The 25,028-nt window shown below is 70.9% G+C and carries 21 protein-coding genes; 11 read left to right on the forward strand and 10 right to left on the reverse strand.

All coding sequences use genetic code 11. The annotated features are described in order from the left end of the window. Positions 1-98: 98 nt before the first annotated feature. A complete protein-coding gene (gene ybaL, locus BM430_RS00225; protein WP_093564158.1) occupies positions 99-1,922 on the reverse strand; it encodes a cation:proton antiporter domain-containing protein in 1,824 nt (607 codons plus the stop codon). 161 nt (positions 1,923-2,083) lie between these two features. Then, entirely contained in the window at positions 2,084-2,356 is a 273-nt protein-coding gene (locus BM430_RS00230) for a hypothetical protein (protein ID WP_093564160.1), read from the reverse strand. Between the two features lie 144 nt (positions 2,357-2,500). On the opposite strand from BM430_RS00230, the gene BM430_RS00235 reads away from it, so the two are divergent. Continuing rightward, positions 2,501-3,085 carry a DUF2147 domain-containing protein gene (locus tag BM430_RS00235; protein WP_093564162.1) on the forward strand — a complete coding sequence of 195 codons (585 nt, stop codon included), beginning with the start codon at positions 2,501-2,503 and terminating at the stop codon, positions 3,083-3,085. 618 nt (positions 3,086-3,703) lie between these two features. Then, positions 3,704-4,201, forward strand: a complete 498-nt coding sequence (locus BM430_RS00240) for a Ros/MucR family transcriptional regulator (RefSeq protein ID WP_093564164.1) — start codon at positions 3,704-3,706, stop codon at positions 4,199-4,201. A gap of 214 nt (positions 4,202-4,415) precedes the next feature. Here BM430_RS00240 and BM430_RS00245 read toward each other — a convergent pair whose 3' ends face one another. Further along, positions 4,416-4,763, reverse strand: a complete 348-nt coding sequence (locus tag BM430_RS00245; protein WP_093564166.1) for a DUF6481 family protein — start codon at positions 4,761-4,763, stop codon at positions 4,416-4,418. Positions 4,764-5,044: 281 nt separating this feature from the next. On the opposite strand from BM430_RS00245, the gene BM430_RS00250 reads away from it, so the two are divergent. Continuing rightward, entirely contained in the window at positions 5,045-6,091 is a 1,047-nt protein-coding gene (locus tag BM430_RS00250) for a response regulator (protein WP_093564168.1), read from the forward strand. Positions 6,092-6,105: 14 nt separating this feature from the next. Next, positions 6,106-9,132 (forward strand): hybrid sensor histidine kinase/response regulator, encoded by a 3,027-nt coding sequence (locus tag BM430_RS00255; protein WP_244539234.1) that lies wholly within the window; start codon positions 6,106-6,108, stop codon positions 9,130-9,132. Positions 9,133-9,288: 156 nt separating this feature from the next. Here the strand turns inward: BM430_RS00255 and BM430_RS00260 are convergent, their stop codons facing one another. Beyond that, positions 9,289-10,038, reverse strand: coding sequence for an SDR family oxidoreductase (locus BM430_RS00260; protein WP_093564170.1), 750 nt, complete (start codon positions 10,036-10,038; stop codon positions 9,289-9,291). A gap of 79 nt (positions 10,039-10,117) precedes the next feature. On the opposite strand from BM430_RS00260, the gene BM430_RS35500 reads away from it, so the two are divergent. The 3 genes from BM430_RS35500 (at position 10,118) to BM430_RS00270 (ending at position 12,251) form a co-directional block, all read left to right on the forward strand. Then, a complete protein-coding gene (locus BM430_RS35500; protein WP_280142252.1) occupies positions 10,118-10,243 on the forward strand; it encodes a hypothetical protein in 126 nt (41 codons plus the stop codon). A 204-nt stretch (positions 10,244-10,447) separates the two neighbouring features. Beyond that, complete coding sequence (locus tag BM430_RS00265; RefSeq protein WP_093564172.1) at positions 10,448-11,416, forward strand: cation diffusion facilitator family transporter; 969 nt, start codon at positions 10,448-10,450, stop codon at positions 11,414-11,416. Positions 11,417-11,825: 409 nt separating this feature from the next. Next, positions 11,826-12,251, forward strand: coding sequence for a Ros/MucR family transcriptional regulator (locus BM430_RS00270; protein ID WP_093564174.1), 426 nt, complete (start codon positions 11,826-11,828; stop codon positions 12,249-12,251). A 240-nt stretch (positions 12,252-12,491) separates the two neighbouring features. On the opposite strand, the gene rimM is transcribed toward BM430_RS00270, so the two are convergent. From rimM to BM430_RS00290, 4 genes are all read right to left on the reverse strand, one after another. Beyond that, positions 12,492-13,046, reverse strand: a complete 555-nt coding sequence (rimM, locus tag BM430_RS00275; protein WP_244539254.1) for a ribosome maturation factor RimM — start codon at positions 13,044-13,046, stop codon at positions 12,492-12,494. A gap of 152 nt (positions 13,047-13,198) precedes the next feature. Next, the gene (gene rpsP / locus BM430_RS00280; RefSeq protein WP_093564178.1) at positions 13,199-13,558 is read right to left on the reverse strand and encodes a 30S ribosomal protein S16; all 360 of its coding nucleotides are present in this window, start codon (positions 13,556-13,558) and stop codon (positions 13,199-13,201) included. 74 nt (positions 13,559-13,632) lie between these two features. After that, on the reverse strand, positions 13,633-15,228 hold the full coding sequence (gene ffh, locus BM430_RS00285) for a signal recognition particle protein (RefSeq protein ID WP_093564180.1): 1,596 nt from the start codon (positions 15,226-15,228) through the stop codon (positions 13,633-13,635). A gap of 19 nt (positions 15,229-15,247) precedes the next feature. Next, on the reverse strand, positions 15,248-15,469 hold the full coding sequence (locus BM430_RS00290; RefSeq protein ID WP_093564182.1) for an eL24 family ribosomal protein: 222 nt from the start codon (positions 15,467-15,469) through the stop codon (positions 15,248-15,250). 282 nt (positions 15,470-15,751) lie between these two features. Here BM430_RS00290 and BM430_RS00295 point away from each other — a divergent pair, with 282 nt between their 5' ends. After that, a complete protein-coding gene (locus tag BM430_RS00295; protein ID WP_093564184.1) occupies positions 15,752-16,216 on the forward strand; it encodes a hypothetical protein in 465 nt (154 codons plus the stop codon). Positions 16,217-16,348: 132 nt separating this feature from the next. Here BM430_RS00295 and BM430_RS00300 read toward each other — a convergent pair whose 3' ends face one another. Continuing rightward, complete coding sequence (locus BM430_RS00300; RefSeq protein WP_093564186.1) at positions 16,349-20,200, reverse strand: glycosyltransferase; 3,852 nt, start codon at positions 20,198-20,200, stop codon at positions 16,349-16,351. 342 nt (positions 20,201-20,542) lie between these two features. Between BM430_RS00300 and aroC the strand changes: the two genes are divergently transcribed. Together aroC and ribB are read left to right on the forward strand one after the other, a co-directional pair. After that, positions 20,543-21,658 (forward strand): chorismate synthase, encoded by a 1,116-nt coding sequence (gene aroC / locus BM430_RS00305; protein WP_093564188.1) that lies wholly within the window; start codon positions 20,543-20,545, stop codon positions 21,656-21,658. A 275-nt stretch (positions 21,659-21,933) separates the two neighbouring features. After that, on the forward strand, positions 21,934-23,028 hold the full coding sequence (gene ribB / locus BM430_RS00310) for a 3,4-dihydroxy-2-butanone-4-phosphate synthase (RefSeq protein ID WP_093564710.1): 1,095 nt from the start codon (positions 21,934-21,936) through the stop codon (positions 23,026-23,028). Positions 23,029-23,271: 243 nt separating this feature from the next. Here the strand turns inward: ribB and BM430_RS00315 are convergent, their stop codons facing one another. Then, complete coding sequence (locus BM430_RS00315; RefSeq protein ID WP_093564190.1) at positions 23,272-24,201, reverse strand: histone deacetylase family protein; 930 nt, start codon at positions 24,199-24,201, stop codon at positions 23,272-23,274. A 210-nt stretch (positions 24,202-24,411) separates the two neighbouring features. Between BM430_RS00315 and BM430_RS00320 the strand changes: the two genes are divergently transcribed. Then, complete coding sequence (locus BM430_RS00320; RefSeq protein WP_177302873.1) at positions 24,412-25,026, forward strand: L,D-transpeptidase; 615 nt, start codon at positions 24,412-24,414, stop codon at positions 25,024-25,026. The last annotated feature ends 2 nt before the right edge of the window (positions 25,027-25,028 follow it).

The raw sequence follows: 25,028 nt of genomic DNA on the forward strand, positions 1-25,028 counted from the left end.
CTCGGGCGCGCCGAATCCTCGACGAGCCGGAAGAACGATGGCGGATCCGAGCTGTGGCGACGCTTACCGGATGATTGCGATTCGGTAACGAACCCGAGTCACGACTCCGCCGAGGCCTCGCGGTGCGGCCGCAGCTCGGGGGCGCCGAGTTCGGGCTCGGCCTCCGCCGCGGGCTCGGCCCGGCTCTCGGCCCGGCTGGTATCGATGAACAGGCGCGCCTCGCCCTCGCTCAGCCCCAGGCTGCGCAGGGAATAGAGCGCCATGCCGAAGCCGACCTCGCGCTCGGCCATCAGCACCAGCCCGACCTTGTCCTCCTCGAGGTTGCGCCGCTCGGTGTCGCTGTGGGTGCGCACCACCGTGTCGATCCCCGGATTGGCCTCGCGGGCGATCTCGATCAGGCGGCGGGCCTGGTGCGCGTCGGGGCTCGCCACCACGAGCAGGCGCGCCCGCCCGATATCCGCCGCCTCGAGGATGCCCGGCGCGCCGGCATCGCCGAACACCGCCGCGATGCCCGCAGCTCGCAGTTCCTCGACCCGACGCCGGTCGCGCTCCACCACTACGAAGGGCAGCTCCCAGGCCGCCAGCGCCTTGCCGATCGCACCGCCGACCCGGCCGTAGCCGACCACGACCGCGTGACCCGCGCGGCCCTTGGCGTGGCTCGAGACCGCGATCTCTTCGCCGCCGCGCTCGAACCGGGCGGCGAGGCCCGGCCGCGACTCGATGAAGCCGCTCAGGCGGGCCAGGGCCGCGAAGATCAGCGGATTGAGGGTGATCGAGAGGAGAGAGCCGGCCAGGATCAGGTCGCGCCCCTCCGGCGGCAGCAGCTTCAGGCCGATGCCGAGGCTCGCCAGGATGAACGAGAACTCGCCGATCTGCGCCAGGCTCGCCGCGATGGTGAGCGCCGTCGAGAGCGGGTGGCGGAAGGCCAGCACGATCGCGACCGCCGCGAGCGACTTGCCGACCAGGATCACCGCCAGGGTGGCGAGCACGGCGAGCGGCTCGCGCAGGAGGATTGTCGGGTCGAACAGCATGCCGACCGAGACGAAGAACAGCACCGCGAAGGCGTCCTGCAGCGGCAGGGAATCCGCCGCGGCCTGGTGGCTGAGGTCCGATTCGGCCAGCACCATGCCGGCGAAGAAGGCGCCCAGCGCGAAGGAGACGCCGAACAATTCGGCCGAGCCGTAGGCGATGCCCAGAGCCAGCGCCAGCACCGCCAGGGTGAACAGCTCGCGCGAGCCGGTGCGGGCGGCCTGGTCGAGGAGCCAGGGCACCACCCGGCGGCCGCCGGCCAGCATCAGCCCGGCGAAGGCCGCGACCTTGGCCAGCGTGAGCCCGAGGGTGAGCCAGATGTTGCCGTCGCCCGCGATGCCGTGCGCCGCGCCCGCGCTCTCGCCGCCGAGCGGCCCGGCGAGCGCCGGCAGCAGGACGAGGGCCAGCACCATCGCCAGGTCCTCGACGATGAGCCAGCCGACGGCGATGCGGCCCTTGTCGGAATCGAGGAGGCTGCGCTCCTCCAGCGCCCGCAGGAGCACCACCGTCGAGGCGACCGAGAGGGCGAGGCCGAAGACGAGGCCGGCCCCCAGCCCCCAGCCCCAGGCGAAGCTGAGTGCCAGCCCCATCAGGGTCGCGACCGCGATCTGCACCACCGCGCCGGGCAGCGCGATGGCGCGCACCGACATCAGGTCGCCGATCGAGAAGTGCAGGCCGACCCCGAACATCAGCAGGATCACGCCGATCTCGGCGAGCTGCCCGGCCAGTTCCGCGTTGCCGACGAAGCCCGGCGTGTGCGGCCCGACCGCGACGCCCGCCAGGAGATAGCCGACCAGCGGCGGCAGCTTCAGCCGCTGCGCGAGCATGCCGCCGATGAACGCGAAGACGAGCCCGAGGGCGATGATGGCGATCAGCTCGGAGGCGTGCGGCACGGTCGGGTCAGCTCCTTTTCGGATTGCGCCGCCGCAGGGGCAGCCTATTCTCCGAAGATTAGCAGACTTTCCGGGTTCCCGCGGTGCTGCACCGCACCAAAACGCACCGACGCTCCCCGAAATCCCCGCATCCGGCGAGCGGCCGTGGGAGCGTGCGGGCTTCAGCGCCCGATGGGCCGCCGGGCGGCACCGGCCGCGCGGGGAAGCCGCGGCAGGCTGGCTCCCGGCCGGGCGGCGAGCACGATGACGATCGCCCCGAGGGTGGCGGAGGTCATCACGAGGAGCTCGGTCGTGAACATGCGGCAGCCCTGGCGGTGACGGGACGCCGCTGTGCGGCAGTCGACAAGATCGAACGAAAATTCGGCATCGCTCGCCGGATGGACGATTGCCGCCCGGCGGTGCTGCTCTAGCTCGCCGCAGGAGCGGCCGGCCATGTGACATCCCGCCGTGAGGCAGCATGTCCGCATCGACCGCCCACGATTCCGACGCAATGGGCCGGCCTCTGGCATCCGGCCGCGCGATGCGGCATCAGCGACGGACAATGACGTGCGCGGGCCGCACCAGACGAGGGTATTAGTATGAAGAAGGTCCTGACCGGGGCGCTCGTGGCCCTCGGCCTGTCGTCGGGCGCAGCGCTCGCGGCACCGAAAGACCCGAGCGGAACTTGGTTGACCGAGGACGGCCGGGCCCGCATCCGGATCGAGAAGTGCCCGGGCCGCGCCGACCGGGTCTGCGGCTACGCCGTCTGGCTGAAGACTCCCAACGACGACAAGGGCCAGCCCCGGGTCGACTTCAAGAACACCGACGCCAAGAAGCGCAGCCGCCCCTCGCTCGGCCACCAGCTGATCATGGGGCTGAAGCCGAACGCGGATAACCGTTACGAGGGGCAGATCTACAACGCCGACGACGGCAAGCTCTACGACGTCTCGATCTGGACCGAGGAGCCGGCCGAGCTCAACGTGCGGGGTTGCCTGATGGGCTTCCTGTGCGGCTCCCAGACCTGGACCCGCGTGAACGACGTCGCCCCCGGCCAGCTCACCGCCGCCACCGGCGCCCCGAACGGTCCGCGGCCGGACGCCGAATGGGCCGCGGCACCCAAGGCCGCCGCCCCCGCGGCGCCGGCCAAGCCCGCGGCCGCGCCGGTCGCCGCGCCGAAACAGTGAGGCGGCGTCCGAACGATCCGTTCGGCAATCGCCCCGGCAGGTCCGCGTGGTGCCTGGGCGAGGCCGAAATCCGCATCGTGGAAGCGATCCGACGGGATCGCTCGAAGCGAGCAGTCGGATTTCGGATGAGACGCGTCCCGACCGACCGACCCGCGTAGCGGACGGTGCTTCTGGCGAGCTTTCATCGGGCACCTGCCGGTCGCGGCAGGTGCCCTTTTTCGTGCGCGCGCCAGGGCCGAAAACACAATCCAGGATTGCATTTTTTTGTGGTTGCGCCAGTGTGGAATCCGCGACCGCTGCGGATGCCACCGGCACGTTTCGCAACCTCAAGTAATGATTGCGTCAGTTCGCGACGTGTCGCGCTCCCTCTGCGTTGCCGGCGGCCCCGTGAGGCTCGGGCCTCCCGCTCGGGATAACCGTGAGATCAAGATGCGAGCAAAAATTCCTTTTGCAACCCGCTATACGTGAATCAGAACTTGCCGGTAAAGCAGCGGCTGTGGGGCAAGCCCCTGATCGGGGCCATTGGTGCCTCCGATCTACTCATAAATCAATTTTTCCATTGACTGTCGGGAGTTTTGGCGCCATGTGCAAAGAAGTATTTCAAAGCAAGGGGCGTCCATGAACGCGAACGAGCCGGCACCGACCTCGCAATTGATCAATCTCTCAGCCGATATCGTGTCGGCCTACGTGTCGAAGAATTCGGTTCCGGTGGGGGAGCTGGCGAACCTGATCGCTGCGGTGCACTCGTCCCTCGAGCGCGTCGCCGCGCCCCCGGCGCCCGAGCCCGAGAAGCCCACGCCGCCGGTGCCGGTCCGCAAGACGGTGACGCCGGACCACATCATCAGCCTCGAGGACGGCAAGCCCTACAAGTCGCTCAAGCGGCACCTGACGACCCGCGGGCTGACCCCCGAAGCCTACCGCCAGAAATGGGGCCTGCCGCACGACTACCCGATGGTCGCCGCGACCTACGCCGCCCAGCGCTCCGAACTCGCCAAGAGCCTCGGCCTCGGCCAGATCCGGCGCGACCGCGCGGCCGCGGCCCGGCTCGCGGCCGGGCAGGGCGGCGAGGACGAGCCGGCGCCGGCCCGCCGGGGCCGTCCGCGCAAGGGCGAGTGACGCCGGCGCGGGAGACCTTCACGCGGGCGGTGCCGAGGCTTGGTGTCCCCGGTGAAGGTGGAGGCAGATCGAGCCGCGGGCCGCTCCGCACCCGTCCAAGGTGCGCGCCGTGAGGCCGTCGGACAAAGAAAAACCCCCGCCGAATCGGCGGGGGCTGAACTTCGGCAGCTGGAACCTGGCGGCCTGCACCCGGCAGGCCGCTCCGATGTCCCGCCTACTTGCGGCGCGCCTTGCGGGCGGCGTAGCGGGCGTCGCGGGCGGCCTTGCGCTCGATCTCCGCGGCCGCCTCGCGCTCGGCCGCCTCGGCCGCCTCGCGCTCGGCGCGGGCCTTGGCCTCCGCCTCCTCGGCCGCCCGGCGCTCGGCCTCGGCCTGCTTGGCGGCCTCGCGCTCCGCGGTGCGGGCGGCCCGGGCCTCGGCGATCTTCTGGCGCTCCGCCAGGCGGGCCTGGACCTCCGGATCGTCGGCGGCGGGCTTGGCCCGGAACTTCTCCAGCAGGGCCTTCTTCGCGTCCGCGGACGTGCTCCGCCGATCGTTGAAGTTCTGGTCCTTGAAGCCGGCCATCGTGTTCGTCTCGTCGTCCTGCGTGCGAAGGCGCGTCCGTCCGTGGGAATCGCGCCGGGATCCGTCATGGTCTGTCCGGCTCCCGCGCCATGCGCGAGGGCCGTCGCACGTGCTCTAGCGCCGACGGCGTCCGGTTTCAAAGCCAAAGACGCCGCGGTCACCCAAGTGAGGGGCGCAACCTCGGCCGATCGGGGTAAAACCGCGACCTTGGGTCAGGGGATTGTCAAGGTTTCCCCGGCAGGTTCGCCGGGCGGTGGCGATCCCCTGCCGGAGGAGACCTCATGCGTGCGATCGTCCTCGACGATGCCGAACTCAACAACCTCCTGATGCTCGAGGCGTTGCGGCCGATCGCCGATTGCCGGCCGCAGAGCTTCACCCGGCCGGCCGACGCGCTCGCCTTCGCGGCCTCCCATGCCGACGAGATCGGCATCGTCCTGACCGATTACGAGATGCCCGGGATGGACGGGCTCGCGGTGATCCGGGCCCTGCGGGCGCTGCCTGGCTTCGCGCACGTGCCGATCGTGATGGTGACGAGCTTCGACCAGCGCGCCCTGCGGCGGTCCGCCCTGGAGGCCGGCGCGACCGACTTCGTCAACAAGCCCTGCGACCCGGTCGAGATCCGCGCCCGCGTCACCAACCTGCTCGCCCTGCGCCGGGCCCATCAGGCCGAGCAGGCCCAGGCCGCCCGGCTCGCCCGGGAGGTCGCCGCCGCGGTGGCCGAGGTCGAGGCGCGCGAGCGCGAGATCGTCACGGTGCTGATGCGCGCGGCCGAGCACCGCGACACCGATACCGGCGACCACGTCGCCCGGGTGGCGACCTACGCCCTGCTGATCGCCGAGGCCCTCGGCCTGCCGCCCGAGCAGTGCCGGCTGATCAGCCTCGCCTCGACGATGCACGACGTCGGCAAGATCGCGATCCCCGACGCGATCCTGCTCAAGCCCGGTCCCCTGACTCCCGAGGAGCGCCGGGAGATGGAGCGCCACGCCGAGCGTGGCGCCCGCATCCTGGCCAACAGCTCCTCCGACGTGGTGCGCCTCGCCGCCGAGATCGCGGTGAGCCACCACGAGCGCTGGGACGGCGCCGGCTATCCCAACGGGCTGTCCGGCACCGCCATCCCGCTCCCGGGCCGCATCGTCGCGGTGGCCGACGTGTTCGACGCCCTGACCAGCGACCGGCCCTACAAGCGCGCCTGGACCCTGGAGGCCACCCACGCCTTCCTGCTGCGGGAGGCCGGGGCGCATTTCGATCCGGCGGTGGTCGACGCCTTCCTGTCCCGCTGGGACGCCGTCGCGGACCTGGTCGGCCAGGCCGCGAGCCGCGCCGCCTGAGAGGATTCGAGGCCGTGACGACCGGGATGACGGATGCACCGGAAGACTCTTTTCCCGCGGACGGGCCGGGACAGAACCGGAGCCTGCGCGCCCGGGTGATCCGCGCCGGGGATCCCGGCGCGGAAACCGGCGGACCGACGCAGAGCCTGCCCGGCCCCCGCGGGCGGCCTTTGCGGCTGCGTGCCGCGTTCCGGGCGGGGCGCGCCCAGGCGTCCGGTGCCGACATCACCCCTGCCGAGGCTCCCGCCGAAGGCGTCCGGGTCGGCGCCGCGCGGATCGAGGCCGTGCCCGTTCCGGCCGAAGCCCCTCCGCCGGCCCCGTCTTCGGCTCCGTCTCCCGCGCCCTCCCGTCCGGCCCGCAGCCTCGCGGCCCGCCTTGGCCGGACGGTGCTCGGCGCGGTGATGGTCGCGCTGGCGACCGGCACGGCGCTCGGCGCCTGGTCGGAGGTCGACCGCTACGCCGCCGACACGCGCCGGGCGCTCACCGGCCTCGCCTCGGTCTTCGCCGCCGCCGCCGCGGGCGCCGCCGCGGCGGACGACGCCGCCGGCGCCCACGCGGCGCTCCGGGCGATCGGTCGCCAGGACGGCATCGTCTATGCCGGGCTGACCCGCCCGGACGGCACGGCGCTCGCCGAGCAGGGAACGGGCCTGCGCCTCGCCGACGACCTCGACCTCGACGAGGCGGGCCTGACGCCGCTCGCCCTCGTTCTGGCCCGCACGGTCAAGGTCAGCGTGCCGGTGGTGGAGAACGCCCGGATCGTCGGGCGGGTGACCCTGATCGCCGACACCGCCGACCTCGTCGGGCGCCTGTTCGACGTGGTGCGCAACGCCCTGATGGCTGCTGCCCTCGCCATGGCGGTCGGCTTCGCGGTGGCCTGGCGCCTCGGCCGCGCCCTGACCCGGCCGCTCACGGCGCTCGCCCGCACCATGGACGCGGTGCGCGAGAACCACGATTACGGCCGCCACGCCGTGCTGCCGTCCGGCGCCGAATCCGGCGACGAGGTCGGCCGGCTGGCGACGAGCTTCAACGGCCTCATCGACGCGGTGCGCGAGCGCGACCACCGCCTCGTCGAGCACCAGGGCCGGCTGGAGCAGGAGGTGAGCGACCGCACCCACGACCTCAGCGAGGCCAAGGAGGCGGCGGAGGCGGCCAACAGCGCCAAGTCGTCGTTCCTGGCGACGATGAGCCACGAGATCCGCACGCCGATGAACGGCATGCTGGTGATGGCCGAACTCCTCGCCGCCGCCGAGCTGCCGGCACGCCAGCGCCGCTACGCCGAGGTAATCGCGCGCTCGGGGCAGAGCCTGCTCGCGATCATCAACGACATCCTGGACTTCGCCAAGGTCGAGGCCGGCAAGCTCACCCTGGAGCGCATCGCCCTCGATCCGGCCGAGGTGGCCGACACCGTCGCGACCCTGTTCGGCGAGCGCGCCCGGGGGAAGGGGCTCGACCTCGCGGCTTACGTCGCGCCGGACGTGCCGCGGACGATCCAGGGCGATCCCGTCCGGCTCGGCCAGGTGCTGGGCAACTTCGTCAACAACGCCCTCAAGTTCACCGAATCCGGCCACGTGCTGGTGCGGATCGAGACGGTGGACCGGGGCGCGACCCTGCGCCTGAGCGTGTCCGACACCGGCATCGGCATCCCGGCCGAGACCCTGCCGACCATCTTCTCCGCCTTCTCGCAGGCGGACGGCTCGACGACCCGGCGCTTCGGCGGCACCGGCCTCGGCCTGTCGATCGCCGAGCGCCTCGTGTCCGCGATGGGCGGGCGGATCGGGGTCGAGAGCACCGTCGGCCAGGGCTCGACCTTCTGGGCCGAGATTCCCCTCGACGGCGCCGACCCGGTCGAGCCGGTGCTGCGGGCGGGCGGGATCGTGCCGGCGGTCGTCGTCGCGGTGACGGGCGATGCGACGCGCCTCGTCCTCACGGAAGGCCTGCGCGAGGCCGGCTTCGCGCCGGGCGAGGGGGGCCAAGGCGCGCATCACCTCGTCGAGGCCGGCGATCTCGCCCGGGCCGGGCGCCGCCCGGCGGGGGCCGGCCGGGTCCTCGCCATCGCGGCGATGGGCGATCCGAGCGGGGCCGCGGTGCTGTCCTCGAGGCTCGCCGACGCCCTGCTGCGCTGGCCGCTCGCGCAGGGCGAGTGGCACCCGGCCCTCGCGGCGCTCGCCACGGGGGGCAGCTTCGCGGGCATCGGCGCCGAGGCCGGCCCGGTCGCCGTTCTGCCGCGCTTCCCCGCCGCGCGGGTGCTGGTGGCCGACGACAACCCGGTCAACCGCGAGGTCGCGGCCGAGGCGCTGGGCCGCCTCGGCGTGACGCGGGTGGTGACCGTGGAGGACGGGTTCGGGGCGCTCGAGGCGGTCCGCGAGGGCGGGTTCGACCTGATCCTGATGGACGGTTCGATGCCCGGTCTCGACGGCTTCGACGCCGCCCGGGCGATCCGGCAATGGGAGGCCGCGACCGGCTCGAGCCCCGTCCACATCGTGGCGGCGACCGCCCACGTCGTCGGCACGGCGGCCGGGGCCTGGCGCGAGGCCGGGATGGACGGCGTGCTGGCGAAGCCCTTCACCCTGACCGACCTCGCCCGCACGCTGGCGGCGGCCCTCGGCACGAGCGGGGAAACGGGCGCGGCGCCGGAGCCGGGCGATGTCGCGGAGGCGGAGTCCTCGACCTCGCTCCTCGATTCCGACACCCTGGCCGGGCTCGCCGAGATGGCCGAGGGCTCCGGCTCGGCCTTCGTCGAGCGGGTGCTCGGGCTGTTCGCCGCCCACGGGCCCGACGGCCTCGCGGCCCTGCGGGCGGCGGACGACGCGGAGGCCGCGGGCCGGGCGGCGCACGGGCTCAAGTCGATGAGCCTCAATGTCGGCGCAGCGGCCCTCGCCGCGCATCTGCGGGAGATCGAGCACGCGGCCCGGGTCGAGGGGCGCGTGCCGGACGAGGCGGCGCTGGCGCCGCTCGATCGCCTGCTCGCCGACAGCATCGCGGCGCTCTACGGGTATTTCGGGCTGGAGACCCCCGCGCCGCCGTTGCGCGACGCTGCCTGAGTCCGGCGGCACGGGAACGAATGCAGCGCCAGTGACCTCGACGCAAGGCGTATCCGCATGGCGAGCCCTTACGCCACGCGGCGCCGATGCGCCAAGCTGGCCGATGACGTCTCGGTCCCGACCGGGGTGATGGCTGATCCGACGGCGCGCCGAAATCTATGGCTTCAGCGCGTATCCACCATCGGGATAGAGAGTCGATCCGGTCATGAAGCGATTGGTCATCAGAAACAGAATGGCCTGCGCGACTTCGTCTTCGGTCCCTGTCCGTCGCAAGAGCGCCATGTCCCGCCAGCCCTCGAAAGCCGTCTCGCGCACGGCATCAGGACGGCTCCGCCACAATGAGCCGTCGATCGTGCCCGGGGACACCGTGTTCACGCGCATCGGTGCCAGTTCGATGGCCAACGCGCGCCCCAATCCCTCGATGGCACTATTGCACGCGGCATAGGCCGACCCGCCTTTCAAGGGTCTCGCACCGGCCGCTCCCGCCATCAGAGTGATGGAGCCCGACGACGAGAGATACGGCAGCGCAGCCCGGACGGCGCGGTATTGGCCCCAGAACTTCGAGCGGAACGGGCTCTCGGCGGCATCGTCGTCCGGGTCGTCGATGGCTACGACGCGATAGGTCGCTGCGGTGACCAGCAGGTGATCGAAGCGGCCGACCTGCGCGAAGAAGGTCTGGATCGAGGCCGGATCGGCCGTATCGACCTCGATCGCGCGAGCCTCGGCGCCCAGTCCGGCTATCGCGGCGTCAAGCCTGTTCCGGGATCGCCCGCCCACCACGAGCCGAGCCCCTTCGCCGTGTGCCATGTTGGCGACGGCGAGGCCTATTCCCGAGCCCCCTCCGATAATCACCACCGTCTCGCCTTGTAGGCGCATCGCCAGATCTCCATCACAGTCGCCGGGCATCGCCCGATCCGGGGGCGATCGATCTCGTTAGCGTTTGAGATACGGCCAGATGCTCCCTCTGGAGGAGGTTGCGCCCTCCATGCACCAGGCGCTCTCTCACGATATCATGTACTTCCGCAACGGCACCACCGACCCGGGCGTCGGTCTGGATCAGAACGGTCATGTCCGCAAGGTCAGCCGCGCTTCCGTGCTGACCACGAGTTGAAGGCATGGGCGGCCTTCGCTCGCACCTGCGCCGCCAAAGTGAACCGCAGCCAGAGAGTGTATACTGGGCACCGTACAAATCCTGCGGGACGATGTTTGCGGGTGACGGGAATCACCGCAGGCGACAGGACCCATCCGGCATCCCGCAGCGTTACTCCCGTCAGCCACGGCCACGCTCGCCGGGCGCGACGGAGGCTCAGAGCACATGGCCCACGAGAGCAGCGGCGCGATCTACACCGCCGCCGGCGCCAACCTGGCGATCGCTGCGGCGAAGTTCGTCGGCGCCTTCTTCACCGGAAGCAGCGCGATGCTGGCCGAGGGCGTCCACTCGGTGGTCGACACCGCCAACCAGATCCTCCTGCTCGTCGGCCTGAAGCGGGCGCAACGGCCGGCGGATGCCCGCTTCCCGTTCGGCTACGGCCGCGAGGTTTATTTCTACGCCTTCCTGGTGGCGCTCCTGATCTTCCTCGGCGGCGGCGCCTTCGCGGTCTACGAGGGCATCCACAAGCTCCAGCACCCGGAGCCCGCCGCCGACGCGGTGATCTTCGGGCGCAGCATCCCGGGCTTCACTGTCAACCTCGCGATCCTCGGCTTCGCGGTCGCGGCCGAGGGCTATTCCTGCTTCGTCGCCCTCAAGGCGTTCTGGGGCGAGAAGGGCGAGCGGCCGCCGATCACCGCGATCCGCCGCAGCAAGGATCCGGCCCTGTTCACCGTGCTGGTCGAGGACGTGGCGGCGCTCACCGGCCTCGTCGTGGCGCTGGCCGGCGTGATCCTGGCGGAGACCCTGGAGCAGCCCGCCTACGACGGCATCGCCTCGATCGTCATCGGGCTGATCCTGATCGGCATGGCGATCTTCCTGATGATCGAGACCCACGGCCTGCTCGTCGGCGAGGCGGCGGAGCCCGAACTCGTCGCCGGCCTGCACGAGATCGTCCGGTCCGAGCCGGGGGTGCAGCACGTCAACGAGGTGCTGACGCAGCATCTCGGCCCGGCCGACATCCTGGTCAATGTCAGCCTCGACATGGACGATCGCCTCTCCGCCGGCGAGATCGAGCGGCTGGTCGGTCGCCTGGAGACGCGGATGAAGGCGTTGAGCCCCAAGGTGCGACGCGTCTTCATCGAGATCCAGGCCCGGCACGATGCCGCCGCCCGGCAGCCGGACAAGGTCGCCTGACCCCCGCACCGGCCCCGCCACGCCGGATCGCTCAGCCCCTCATCCGGCCGCCGCTGGCGGTCGGAACTGCGCCAGAGCTCTCGACCGTGGCCTCTCGTTCCCAATACCGCCCCCGGATAGATTTTTATGCAATTATCGGCAACGTGAATTCAAAAGTTACAACCTTGAGTATATTCAGCTTGGTTGTATCGTGCTGAAATCCACAGGAACTACCTGATTTGACCCCTGCGTTGCTGCTACCAGCTTGCGAACGAGCATGAGAGTTGCCACCAAGTCTGAGGGACCGGGTGATCGCGCCTGCGGACTTGGGTAGCGGACGGTCCTCAAGAAGACCGGGTGGCGGCACGGCGCCGGGCCGGCCCCGCTGCAACGCCTCCGTCCACCACACTCTCGAAGCGGAACCCCCAGAATGTCAGACGTGGATACTCAGGATCAGGAGCCGGGCGAACTCGTCATGCTCACGGCCGATATCGTCTCGGCCTACGTGTCGAAGAACTCGGTCCCGGTCGGGGAGCTCGGCAGCCTGATCGCCGCCGTGCACTCGTCCCTCGAGCGCGTCGCCGCCCCTCCGGCGCCCGAGCCCGAGAAGCCCACGCCGCCGGTGCCGATCCGCAAGACCGTGACGCCGGACTACATCATCAGCCTGGAGGACGGTAAGCCCTACAAGTCGCTCAAGCGGCACCTCACCACCCGCGGTCTCTCGCCCGAGCAGTACCGCCAGAAGTGGGGCCTGCCGCACGACTACCCGATGGTCGCCGCGACCTACGCCGCCCAGCGCTCCGAACTCGCCAAGAGCTCCGGCCTCGGCCAGCAGCGCAAGAATCGCGGGCGGTAAGGGGCGTCCCGCGCCCGGGTGCCCGTCGATCGGGGCCCGAGCCGACACCCACGCTGTCATCCCGGGGCCGCGAAAGCGGAACCCGGGATCCATAATCGCTGACGATGCAGGACGAGGCAGACCGCGATCCGCCTCGTTCTCCGACGTCAGCAGTTATGGATTCCGGGCTCTCGCCTGCAGCGAGCCCCGGAATGACGAGGCGGATGGCAAGTCGCTCCGCCCGCCCGCTCGCGCAGGCCCTCAGGCCGCGTCCGGATCCCGGGGTGCCGCCGGGGCGAACAGGTCCTCGGGCGGGTCGACGACGACCCGGCGGCCCGCGACGTCGATCTCGGGCACGAAGGCCTTGGTGAAGGGCAGGAGGGCCGGGCTGCCGCCCGTGGCCGGTGCGATTTCCAGGAGATCGCCGCCGCCGTAATTCGGCACCGCCCGCACAGTGCCCACGGACTTGCCGTCGCGATCCACCACCGCCAGCCCGACGAGGTCGGCGGCGAAGAACTCGTCCTCGTCCTCCGGAGCCCCGAGGCGGTCGCGGGCGACGTAGAGGGCGAGCCGGTTCAGGCTCTCGGCCCCGTTGCGGCCGGAGACGCCGGCGACGCGGGCGATCAGCATGTCGGGAGCGCCGGCGGCGGGGCGCAGGGACGCGATCTCGACGAGGCGGCCGTCAGCCCCGGTGAGCGGGCCGTAGGACCCGATCGCGGTCGGGTCGGCGGTGTAGGATTTCAGCCGCACCTCGCCATTGAGGCCGTGGGCGCGACCGAATTCGCCGAGCAGCACGAATCCGGGATCGGCGGCGATCCCGGATTCAGGCCTGACAGGCGCAGGGTTGGCGCGCTGCGGCGCCGGCGCGCCTGCGCCCCGACGCGGATCGGACTCCCCCCGGCCGGGCCCTTTGGGGGCCTGGCCGCGCGGGGGGCGGGCGTCGGGGCGGCGCGCCACGGTCTTCAGGCTTACTCGGCCGAGTCGGCGGCGGCGCCGGCCTTCTCGGCGCGGGCGGCGGCGCGCTCCTTGGCCTTGGTGCCCGGCTCGGCCTTCTGCGGGTTGCTGCGGGCCGGGCGCTTGGCGAGGCCGGCGGCGTCGAGGAAGCGCAGGACGCGGTCGGTCGGCTGGGCGCCCTTGGCGAGCCAGGCCTGGACCTTCTCGGTCTCCAGGATGACGCGGGCCGGATCATCCTTCGGCTTCATCGGGTCGTAGGCGCCGACCTTCTCGATGAAGCGGCCGTCCCGGGGGGCGCGGGCGTCGGCGACGACGATGCGGTAGTACGGGCGCTTCTTGGCGCCGCCGCGGGTGAGGCGAATCTTGAGGGACATGGGTCTCTTCCTGTCGTGAGGTTGGGAGGAACGTTTCGACGTCGCGGGCGGGGAGGGGCCTTGCCCCTGACCGCCTACTTCTTCTTGCCGAAGGGGAGGCCGCCGAGGCCGGGCAGGCCCGGGAGCTTGGCCCCGAGGCCCGGCAGGCCGGGGGCGGCGGGAGGCGCCTTGCCGGCCGGGCCGGGCGCCTTGGCACCGCCGAGGCCCGGGGGCATCGGCGGAAGGGTGGTGCCGGGGGGCAGGGATTTCTGCAGCTCGGCGAGCATCTCGGGGGTGGGCTGGGGCATGCCGCCCATCATCTTGCCCATCGCCCCCATGCCGCCGCCGCCGAGCCCGAACATGCTGCCGAGCGCCTGGCCGATGCCGCGCTTACCCGAGCCCATGGCCTTCATCATGTCGGCCATGGTGCGGTGCATCTTGAGGAGCTTGTTGATCTCCGAGACGTCGACGCCGGCGCCCTTCGCCACGCGCTTCTTGCGCGAGGCCTTGAGCACGTCGGGGTTGCGGCGCTCCTCGGGGGTCATCGACGAGATGATGGCGCGCTGGCGCTTGAACATCTTCTCGTCGAGGTTGGCGCCCTCGACCTGCTTCTTGATCTGGCCCATGCCGGGCAGCATGCCCATCAGGCCGCCGATGCCGCCCATCTTCTCCATCTGGGCGAGCTGCATCGACAGGTCGTCGAGGTCGAACTTGCCCTTGCGCATCTTCTCGGCGACGCGAAGGGCCTGTTCCTGGTCGATGGTCTCGGCCGCCTTCTCGACGAGCGAGACGATGTCGCCCATGCCGAGGATGCGGTTGGCGACGCGGGCCGGGTGGAACTCCTCGAGGGCATCCACCTTCTCGCCGGTGCCGACGAGCTTGATCGGCTTGCCGGTGACCGCGCGCATCGAGAGCGCCGCGCCGCCGCGGGAATCGCCGTCCATGCGGGTGAGCACGATGCCGGTGACGCCGAGGCGTCCGTCGAAGGCGCGCGCCGTGTTGACCGCGTCCTGGCCGGTGAGCGCGTCGGCGACGAGCAGCACCTCGTGCGGGTTCGTGGCCGCCTTGACGTCGGCAGCCTCCTGCATCAGCGCCTCGTCGAGGGTGACGCGGCCGGCGGTGTCGAGCATCACCACGTCGAAGCCGCCGAGGCGGGCGGCCTCCATGGCACGCTTGGCGATCTGCACCGCCGACTGGCCGGCGACGATCGGCAGCGACTCGACGCCGACTTGGCTCGCCAGCACCGCCAGCTGCTCCATCGCGGCCGGGCGGCGGGTGTCGAGGGAGGCGAGCAGCACCCGGCGCTTGTCGCGCTGGGTCAGGCGGCGGGCGATCTTGGCGGTGGTGGTGGTCTTGCCCGAGCCCTGGAGGCCGACCATCAGGATGCCGACGGGGGCGGGCGCGTTGAGGTCGATGACCCCGGCCTCGCCGCCGAGCATCGCCACGAGCTGGTCGTTGACGATCTTCACGACCATCTGGCCGGGCGTCACCGACTTCAGCACCACGGCGCCGACGGCCTGCTCGCGCACCTTCTCGGTGAAGGAGCGCACCACCTCGAGGGCGACGTCCGCCTCCAGCAGGGCGCGGCGCACCTCGCGCAGGGCGGCGGTGACGTCGGCCTCGGTCAGGGCGCCGCGGCGGGTCAGCCCGGACAGGATGCCGGAGAGGCGGTCGGAGAGGCCTTCGAACATGCGCGTCGTCTCCGGGGATCTACTCGTTCACGCCCGCGGAGGCGGCGCGCCGGGCCTGCAGGGCGCCCTCGAAATGGGTGACCGCCCGCTCGAACTTGTCGCGGCAATCGGGATTGCAGAAGCCCACGACCGCGCCGTTGTAGAGCGTCAGCGAATCCGCCGCGATCGGCTTGCCCGACCAGGGGCAGAGCGCGTTCACCGCGTCCTCGATGCGCAACGGCGTGGGGTCGGTCCTGGTCATCCGGTCTCCTGCGGAGCCGCCCGGCTTCGGGCAGCGGGTGGCGAGGTCGTACGCAACGCCAGTCGCGCCCGAGGGCGCGTCGCGCTGTCGGGCGTTGACCTCCGGCCTCACGGGGCCGGTCGGCGTCGAGACGAGACCTCGTCTTCTGAAGGGCGCGGCCTAGCCCCCTGCGCCAGCGATGTCAATGTCCGGGATGCGGCCGATCGACGTCGGGGCCGCATTTACCGCTTCTTAACCATGCGGGAGGTTAACTGTCGGTCAAGATTCGCGAGGAGATGCGGCGTGTCCGAACCGGCCTTGAAGACGCAGACCACCGCCGCCGCGCGGCAGCCCTCGGGCCCGTTGCAGGACTGGCTCGCGACCCTGTCGCGGATCGACGCCGCCGACCAGGCCCGCGCCGCGCCGCGCCGGCCGGCCGAGCCCCAGCCGAGCTGGGAGCCCCGCATCGTCGCCCCAGCCGAACCGGTGCTGACGGCCGAGCCCGAGGCGCCGCCGGCCTCGCCAACGGCCGCGGAGCAGGACGACCTCGCGGCTTTGATGGCCGAGAACATGATGCTCAAGGCCCGGCTGCGACAGGAGCACGGGCGCTACGACGAGCTGCAGTCCCTGCTGGCTGACGAGCTGCGCTCCCTGCGCGCCCATGTCCAGCACGAGGTCGACAAGGCCGAGGAGCTGCGCGCCGAGCGCGACCTGTGGATGGCCCGGGCCGAGGCCCTGGCCCAGCCGCTGTTCCAGCCGCGACGCTGAAACGAAGCGGCCGCGCCCGTCCGACACTCCCGCGTCACATCCCGCGCCCCGGCATCGCTGCCGGAGCGTTTTACCGTCGAGGGCCGGCCGCTCCCGGAGGAGGATCCGCGCCGGGGGGCGCGGATCGCGGGATCAGGCCCGCTTTGCTTCCGCGGCGCCGACGACCTCGCCGTAGATCACGGCCAGTTCCTGCGCCTGCTGGTCCGCATTCCGGATCGGGGCGGCGTAGTCGGGCGAGCGCAGGTGGGTCTCCGGGTTCGCATCAATGAACCGGAGCGCGGCGAGCAGGCCGGACTCGTCCGCGACGTCGACCACGTAGCCGTTGCGGCCCTCGACGACGCAATCGGCCACCGCGCCGCGGTTGGAGGCGACGACCCAGCAGCCGGAGGCGATCGCCTCCCGGGTGACGAGGCCGTAGCTCTCCGGCCAGACCGACGGAGCCAGCAGCACGTCGATATGGGCGTAGAGGCCGCCGACATTCGACTGCGAGAACTTGCCCCGGATCTCGACCGGCACGTTGCCCCACAATTCCTCCACCCGCTCGCTCGGGTGCATGGCATGGTCGATCAGCAGCAGGCTGAGATTCTCGAACCTCTCGTTGATGATCACGTTGCGGATCAGGCCGTAGCCCTTGTGGTCGGCCAGGCCGCCGATGAAGCCGAGACGGACCCGGCCGGTCGGGCTCGCGGTCCGGTGGACCTCCGGCAGGCGCGACACGCCGTTCTCGACCACCTCGATCCGGTCGAGGCCGACGCCGCGGCACAATTCGCCGAAGGGTTGCGACACGGTCAGCACGCGCGCGGCGCCCTTGATGCAGCGCAGCAGCGTCCGCGCCCGGGCGTAGCCGTCGCTCACGTAGGTGTCGAGGGAGGCCTTGCCGCTGAAGTCGTAGGTCTCCACCACCCGGTTGCCGTTGGTCAGGAACTGGTGCGGCGAGATCCACCAGCCGTCATGCATCGTGATCAGGTAGGGGATGCGGCGCCGGATCGCGGCGGTGACGCAACTCGTGGTCAGCCGCTGGATGCAGTGGAAGTGGATCAGGTCCGGATCGATCCGGTCGAGGACGCGATCGAAGACGCGACCCATCTCGGGATCCTCGACCAGGGCGTCGATGTCGGGGTGGTCGCCGGCGGTGATGCAGAACACCCGCACGCCGTCGCGCACGTACCAGTCGAGGCCGTAGGGGACCGGCCCGCCTTCCAGGGTGCAGATCACGTCGATCTGCCACTCGGGTCCCAGGATCGTGCGCAGCGAGCGGACGTTGTCGTGGACGACCCGGGTCGCGCCGCCGATGGCCTGCGGCGGGTAGAACACGTTGACGATGACGAGCTTCCTGCGCGGGGCGAGCTGGCGGGAGGTCGACCGGTCGATGATCCGGCGGAGCTCCCCGGCCTGCCGCTCCAGCCCGTAGCGGTCGAGCACGACCTGCCGCGCCGCCTCGCCGATCCGCCGACGCTCGTCGGACGAGCGGACCAGGCGGTCGAGGGCAGCGTGGAACGCCGCGCTCGAGTCGCACAGGAAGCCGGTCTCGCCCTCGACGATCACCTCGCGATGCGTCTGCGTGCCGCTGACCACGGACGGGATGCCGAACATCGCGGCCTCCATCCATTTGATCTCGCTCTTGCAGTCGTTGAATACGTCCGGCACCAGCACCGAGATGTTGATGTCGGCCTCGCGCAGCAGGTCCCAGTACGACGCGACGTTGGCGATCGGCCGCGAGGCGATGATGTACTCCGCCCAGGGGCGCAGCAGCGCCGAGAGCGTGATGTCGCCGATCACCACGACGCGGATCCGGTCGCGATGGGTCTCGAACAGCCGCGCCAGGGCCGGCTCGATCAGCTGCTCGAAGTCGAGTTTGTGGGCCTTGGTCCCGGAGCCGTAGAAGATCGTGACGACGTCGCCGGTCTTCGTCGCCTCCCCCCGCATGCTGACGAGATGCGCGCTGTGGAGCGCGTTCGGCTGGTGGAAGACCGTCCCGGTCCTGACCCGGCCTTCGAGGTGCCGGGCGAGGCTCGGCGTCGAGACCATGCCGTAATCGCACAACGACGCGGCCTCGGCGAACAGGCTGACGCCGCAGGCCATCGACGCGTGCTGACGGGCATCGATCAGCCCGGCATAGCTTTCGAGCGCAGGCGGAAAATACGTCGAGTCGAACACCAGGTCGTCGATGTCGTAGATCGTTACGATGCCGAGATCGGCGGTCTTGTCGATCGCGTCAATGACGTTAGGGAATGCCGGAACCCGGTAGAAGATCGTGTAGTCGGTCTCCGCGAGGTCGGCCATGTAGGCGTCATGGTCTTTGGTATAGTTGTAGACCTTGACCTCGTAGCCGGCCGCCGCGAGCTGCTCGGCGCGCTGGTCGACCCGGTAGAAGCGGCACTGCGCCAGATCGCAATTGGCGTAGACGGCGACGCGGCGGACCCGGTCCGCGCTGACCACCGGCCGTTCCCCATCCCGGGCCAGGCGCTGCGCCGCCTCGGTCACCCGCGCGCGCGCCTCGTCGTAGCCGGCATCGAGGGCGACGTCCGCGCTCTTCTCCCAGACGTCGTAGAAGTACTTTTCCCGGGTCTCGCGCAAGCGGCGGCGCAGGCCGACATCTCCCGGATACTTGGTCACGCCCGCCGCGATGGCGCGCTCGGCGGCCTCCGGCTCGCCGAGATCCAGGAGGCCCTGGGACAGGTGGATGAAGGTCCACTCGTTGCTGCGGTCGAGGGCGACGATCTGCCGGCGCAGGCTGGTGGCCAGGGCCAGGTTGCCGCCGCGATGGATGAGGTCCGCCCGGTGATTGAGGCCGCGGGGATGATCGGGGAGGCGGGCCAGGGCGCGGGCATAGAGCTCGGCCGCCTCGACGCTCCTGCCCTGCCTGGCGCGGGCATCCGCGACGTCGACGAAGAAGGCGGCGACCGCGGGCTCGCTCACGTCCAGCGTCCAGGCGAGCAGGTCGTCGATGATCCGGCTCGGCTTGGTCCCCCGTCCGATCTGCGGTGCGATCGCCGCATCGACCGCGCGCGGCAGCTTCGCCCCGTGGGTCTGGTGCACGAGCACCCGCAGGTTCGGGTAGAGCGGGTCGTCCGCGCCGCTCCTCAGCCAGCGTGCGTAGCGCTCCTGCCGCGACGAGGAGGTCGGGCCGTCGCTCTCGTACTCGGCACGGAAGAAGTCGTCATCGAACGCGCCCCGGCGCGAGATGTCGAACTGCTCGTGCTGGCCGACCTCGCAGAAATGCCGGATGCATTCGGCGCGGTTGAAGAACTGATCGCTTTGTCTCAGCTGCTGGTAGCGGTAGAGATCGTGATCGAAATACTCAGAAAAATACGGGATGTTGATGTCGTGGAATTTCGCGATCTCGTCTTCGTTGAAATAGATCGGCTGGTCGTCCGGCGGCTGCAGCCGCTGCTTGACGGCGGCGACCGCCTCCTCGACGCTCATGCCCCGCGGAACGGTCACGCCGTACAATTGCGCGATGAAGGTCGGATCGTAGAAGAGGGGAAGGTAGCTGCGATTCTCGGCCCGTCCGTGCTCGGCATAGTGCCTCAGGCGCCCGGCATTCGACGCGATCACGCGCGCGATGTCGGGATTGCAGACGACGTAGCTCGCGAGGTTGAAGCTTGGCGGGAGACCGGTTCCGGCGGGGCCGGCCGTCGGGTGCGACGCGCCGCCATAGGGCCGCTTCTCCGCCCGGCCATGCTCGATGTAGTGGAGGGCGCCTTGAAAATCCCACGTGATCGCGGCCGCGACGTCCGGATTCAGCCGGAGATACGTCGCGACGTCGAAATCGTTCGGCAGCTTGTCGCTGGCCGTCGCCGCCGCGCGGGCGCTCGCTTCGTTCGGGAAGCGCCCTTCGCTCCGCCCGAACTCTTCCCAGTGCTTGACGACCGCATCATCCGTCGCATCGGCGACGTCCGCGTAGTAGGCGCGATAAAAATCGACGTCGAGCGCCGCATCCTTCTTGCGTGCGATGCGTCGCGCCAGCTTGAAGAAACTCATCTCGCCCCTCGCGGTTGCCAGTCGTCTTGCCAAATACTTGTATATGATATTTCGTCATGGGAGCGCGGTCTGAAATTATGACAGTGCTAATCTCGGATCGCGCTTGCTTCAAGGGGCGTAATATTTCTCTCGCATTGCAAAAATCGAGAGGATGTATGAGCCGGGCGACGACAATGTCAAGCTGTCCCGGTTCGCGGGCCTGGCCAGCTTGACCCGCCGCCCGACGGTCGGACCGGGCGCACCCGGTCCGGATGGCCCCCTCGGCACTCGGTGGCTTCGCGAGATCATTTCCCGTCCGGCGCAAAATGCTCTAGAGCGACGCCGCCATCTCACGTAGCCACCATGTCGCACAATAGCTTCGGCCATCTCTTCCGCGTCACCACCTTCGGCGAGAGCCACGGCCCGGCCCTCGGCTGCGTCGTCGACGGCTGCCCCCCGCTGATCCCGCTCGAGGCGGCGGAGATTCAGGCGGAGCTCGACCGCCGCCGGCCGGGCCAGTCGCGCTTCACCACCCAGCGCCAGGAGCCGGACCAGGTCCGCATCCTCTCCGGGGTGTTCGCGGACGAGCGCACGGACGGGCGCCAGCTCACCACCGGCACGCCGATCGCGCTCATGATCGAGAACGTCGATCAGCGCTCCAAGGATTATTCGGAGATCCGCGACAGCTACCGGCCCGGCCACGCCGATTACGCCTACGACGCCAAGTACGGCATCCGCGACTATCGCGGCGGCGGCCGCTCCTCGGCCCGCGAGACCGCCGCCCGGGTGGCGGCGGGGGCCGTCGCCCGCAAGGTGCTGCCCGGGGTGACGATCCGCGGCGCCCTGGTGCAGATCGGCCCGCACGCGATCGACCGCGCCCGCTTCGACTGGGACGAGGTGAACAACAACCCGTTCTTCTGCCCCGATGCCACCGCAGCAATGCAGTGGGCGGAGTATCTCGACGGCATCCGCAAGGCCGGCTCCTCGGTCGGCGCGGTGATCGAGGTGGTGGCCGAGGGCGTGCCGGTCGGCCTCGGCGCTCCGGTCTACGGCAAGCTCGACGCGGACCTCGCCGCCGCCATGATGTCGATCAACGCCGTCAAGGGCGTCGAGATCGGCGACGGCTTCGCGGCGGCCGCCTTGCGCGGCGAGGAGAATGCCGACGAGATGCGGCCCGGCAACGACGGCCGCCCGATCTTCCTCGCCAACCATGCCGGGGGCGTGCTCGGCGGCATCTCCACCGGCCAGCCGCTGGTCTGCCGCTTCGCCGTCAAGCCGACCTCGTCGATCCTGACCCCGCGGGCGAGCGTCAGCCGCGACAACCGCCCGGTCGACGTCCTGACCAAGGGCCGCCACGACCCCTGCGTCGGCATCCGGGCGGTGCCGGTCGGCGAGGCGATGATGGCCTGCGTGCTGGCCGATCACTGGCTGCGCCACCGCGGGCAGGTCGGGGAGGGGGCTGGTTTTCAGCCTGGATGAACGCCGCTGTCGTTTCAGTTTGACTGAAACGGTCGTCAGGCTATGACGGGGGCGTGAAACTCGGCGACTGGCTCCGACAGCAGGGCGTGACCCGCCTCGACTTCGCGCGGCGCTGCGGGCTCTCGCCGGCGGCGGTGACGGGGTTGTGCAACAATCCCGAGCCCTGGCTCTCGCGGGAGACGGCGGCTGCCGTCGCGCGGGAGACCGGCGGCGCCGTCACCCCCAACGACTTCCTGGGGAAAGAGCTTCTGGGGCTCGCGCCCCCGGGACAGGAGATGCCCGTGACCCACGCGTCCATCATCGAGGCCATCGACGCCTATGCCCGCGGCGAGATCGTGATCGTCACCGACGACGACGATCGCGAGAACGAGGGCGATCTCATCATCGCCGCTTCGCTCTGCACGCCGGAGAAGATGGCGTTCATCATCCGCAACACCTGCGGCATCGTCTGCGCGCCGATCACCGCCGCGGAGGCCAAGCGCCTGCGCCTCGAGCCGATGGTCGCCTCGAACGACGCGCCGCTCGGCACCGCCTTCACGGTCACGGTCGACGTCAAGCACGGGCTGACCACCGGCATCTCGGCCGAGCAGCGCTGCAACACCGTGCGGGCGCTCGCCAACGGCAACATGGGCGCCACCGACTTCGTGCGCCCGGGTCACGTCTTCCCGCTGATCGCCAAGGACGGCGGCGTGCTGATGCGCTCCGGCCATACCGAGGCGGCCGTCGACCTCTGCCGGCTGGCGAAGCTCCCGCCCGTCGGCGTGATCTGCGAGCTCGCCAACGACGACGGCACGGTGATGAAGGGGCCGCAGATCACCGCCTTCGCCGAGAAGCACAATCTCAAGCAGATCTCGGTCGCCGATCTGATCTCCTACCGCCAGGCCCGCGAGAAGCTGGTCGAGCGGGTCGGCACCTTCCCGGTCAAGACCGAGTGGGGCGAGCTGACCGGCTACGCCTACACCACGCCGTTCGAGCCGATGCAGCAATTCGCCTTCGTGCACGGCCGCATCGGCGAGGGCCGCGACGTGCTGGTGCGGCTGCACCGCTCGAACGTGGTGGCGGACGTGATCGAGGGCGGCCGCACCATCGAGGCGGTGATGCGCCGCTTCGCCCAGGAGGGCCGCGGCGTGCTGGTCTACCTGCGCGACGGCACCGCCGGCGTACCGCTGTCGCAGCTGCCCGATGGCGCCGGCGAGGACGGGGCCGAGGCGGCGCGCGTGCGCCAGTGGCGCGAGGTGGGCCTGGGCGCCCAGATCCTGCGCGACCTCGGCGTGGTCTCGATCCGCAACATCTCGAGCGCGGCGCGCTCCTATGTCGGCCTGTCGGGCTTCGGCATCGAGATCGTCGCCGACGAGCCGCCGGAGGGGTAGGGCGCCTCGTCGGTGCCTGCTGACATCCCCGACGTTGGTGAAACCCTCCTGGTCATCCCGGGGCCGCGAAAGCGGAACCCGGGATCCATAACCGCTGACGGTTCGGGATGCAGCGGGCCGCGTACCGCGTGGTTCCGCATCGTCGGCGGTGATGGATCCGGGATTCTCGGCTGCGCCGTGCCCCGGGATGACGCAGAGTTATACCGACCAGCCGGTCCGAATCCGTGCCGGCCGAACGCGCCCCTACCGCCCCATCAGCGTCTCGACATGGGCGGCGACCGACTTCGACAGCCCGATCAGGTCGTAGCCGCCCTCGAGCAGCGACACCACCCGGCCGCCGCAGCGGCGGTCGGCGATGCCCATCACCTCCCGGGTCGCCCAGGCGAAATCGGCCTCGGTGAGCTTCAGGTTGGCGAGCGGATCGCGCCAATGCGCGTCGAACCCGGCCGAGATCACGATCAGGTCGGGCTGGAACGCGTCGAGGCGCGGCAGCACGCCGTGGGCGAAGGCCTCGCGAAAGGTGTCGCCGTCGTCGCCGGCATGCAGCGGCACGTTGACGATGGTGTCGTGCTCGCCGCGCTCGGAGGCAGCCCCCGTGCCGGGAAACAGCGGCATCTGGTGGGTCGAGAGGTACATCACGCTGGCATCGTCCCAGAAGATGTCCTGCGAGCCGTTGCCGTGATGGACGTCCCAGTCGACGAGCGCCACCCGGGCGGCGCCGTGATGCTGCCGCGCGTGGCGCGCCGCCACCGCGGCGGTGTTGAACAGGCAGAAGCCCATGGCGCGCTCGCGCTCGGCGTGGTGGCCGGGCGGGCGCATCGCCGCGAAGGCGTTGGCGACGTGGCCGCCCATCACCTCGTCGACGGCCCGGACCGCCGCCCCCAGCGCCCGCCGCGCGGCCTCGAGCGAGCCCGGCGACATCACCGTGTCGGAATCGATGCCGACCAGCCCCTCGTCCGGCGCGGCGGCGGCGATCGCCGCGACGTAGTTCTCCGGATGCGCCAGGCCCGCCACCGCGAGGTCGGCCAGCGGCGCCTGCTCGCGCACCAGGGCGGCGAAGCGCTCGTCCTCCAGCGCCCGCTCGATCACCCGGATGCGGTCGGCCCGCTCGGGATGGCCCGGCGGCGTGTCGTGGTCGAGGGAGGCCGGATGGCAGAGGTACAGCGTCGTCATCGTGCCCGCTTCAAGCGTTCCCGTCGGCCGGTGTCATGACCGGCCGTCCCCACCCGCACCGTGGCAGGGCCATGGCCCGGACGCAACACAGGCGCGGCAACTCGCGCGGGAGCGTCATCCCCCGCTTCGCGCGCTAACGGCCACGCTTTACCCTCCACGAGACGACTGATTCGCGGGCCTGGGCCCGCCGCCTTGCAAGGTTCCGCCCCGATGCGCCGCCCCCGCCCCGTCCTCGCCCTCGTCCTGACGGGGGCCGTCTCAATGGGGGCCGTCCTGGCGCTGCCGGGCTGCATGTACCGCGCCACGCCCGATCCCGAATTGTCGGCCCGGGACAAGGAGTGGATGGCGATGGTCCCGGAGCCCGAGATCGACCGGCGCTTCGCCCGCTACATGATCGAGGACCCGACCGGCGAGGCGCCAGGCACCATCGTGGTCGAGACTAAGGAGCGGCAGCTCTACTACGTCCTGCCCGACCGCAAGGCGATCCGCTACGGCGTCACCGTCGGCGACGAGGCCTATGGCTGGACCGGCACGGCGCGGATGTTCCGCAAGGCCGCCTGGCCGGACTGGCACCCGCCGGCCGAGATGATCAAGCGCTGGCCCCACGTCCACGCGATGCAGGGCGGCCCCGCCAACCCCCTCGGTGCCCGCGCCCTCTATCTGGCGGACGGCACCGGCAAGGACACGCTCTACCGCATCCACGGCACCAACGAGCCCGAGCGGATCGGCCAGGCGGCGTCCTCCGGCTGCATCCGGATGCGCAACATCGACGTGGTCGACCTGTACAACCGGGTCGGCGCGGACGCGAAGGTGATCGTGCGGTAGAC

It is taken from the genome of Methylobacterium sp. 174MFSha1.1 (assembly GCF_900116815.1).
GTDB lineage: Bacteria > Pseudomonadota > Alphaproteobacteria > Rhizobiales > Beijerinckiaceae > Methylobacterium.

Coding starts and splice junctions, on each gene's coding strand:
- rpsP (WP_093564178.1), bottom strand. CDS start 13,558: ATGTCCCTCAAGATTCGCCTCACCCGCGGCGGCGCCAAGAAGCGCCCG.
- BM430_RS35500 (WP_280142252.1), top strand. CDS start 10,118: ATGCACCAGGCGCTCTCTCACGATATCATGTACTTCCGCAACGGCACC.
- BM430_RS00260 (WP_093564170.1), bottom strand. CDS start 10,038: ATGCCCGGCGACTGTGATGGAGATCTGGCGATGCGCCTACAAGGCGAG.
- BM430_RS00270 (WP_093564174.1), top strand. CDS start 11,826: ATGTCAGACGTGGATACTCAGGATCAGGAGCCGGGCGAACTCGTCATG.
- aroC (WP_093564188.1), top strand. CDS start 20,543: ATGTCGCACAATAGCTTCGGCCATCTCTTCCGCGTCACCACCTTCGGC.
- ribB (WP_093564710.1), top strand. CDS start 21,934: ATGCCCGTGACCCACGCGTCCATCATCGAGGCCATCGACGCCTATGCC.
- BM430_RS00250 (WP_093564168.1), top strand. CDS start 5,045: ATGCGTGCGATCGTCCTCGACGATGCCGAACTCAACAACCTCCTGATG.
- BM430_RS00290 (WP_093564182.1), bottom strand. CDS start 15,469: ATGACCAGGACCGACCCCACGCCGTTGCGCATCGAGGACGCGGTGAAC.
- BM430_RS00320 (WP_177302873.1), top strand. CDS start 24,412: ATGCGCCGCCCCCGCCCCGTCCTCGCCCTCGTCCTGACGGGGGCCGTC.
- BM430_RS00240 (WP_093564164.1), top strand. CDS start 3,704: ATGAACGCGAACGAGCCGGCACCGACCTCGCAATTGATCAATCTCTCA.
- BM430_RS00300 (WP_093564186.1), bottom strand. CDS start 20,200: ATGAGTTTCTTCAAGCTGGCGCGACGCATCGCACGCAAGAAGGATGCG.
- BM430_RS00230 (WP_093564160.1), bottom strand. CDS start 2,356: ATGGCCGGCCGCTCCTGCGGCGAGCTAGAGCAGCACCGCCGGGCGGCA.
- BM430_RS00265 (WP_093564172.1), top strand. CDS start 10,448: ATGGCCCACGAGAGCAGCGGCGCGATCTACACCGCCGCCGGCGCCAAC.
- ffh (WP_093564180.1), bottom strand. CDS start 15,228: ATGTTCGAAGGCCTCTCCGACCGCCTCTCCGGCATCCTGTCCGGGCTG.
- BM430_RS00245 (WP_093564166.1), bottom strand. CDS start 4,763: ATGGCCGGCTTCAAGGACCAGAACTTCAACGATCGGCGGAGCACGTCC.
- BM430_RS00315 (WP_093564190.1), bottom strand. CDS start 24,201: ATGACGACGCTGTACCTCTGCCATCCGGCCTCCCTCGACCACGACACG.
- BM430_RS00235 (WP_093564162.1), top strand. CDS start 2,501: ATGAAGAAGGTCCTGACCGGGGCGCTCGTGGCCCTCGGCCTGTCGTCG.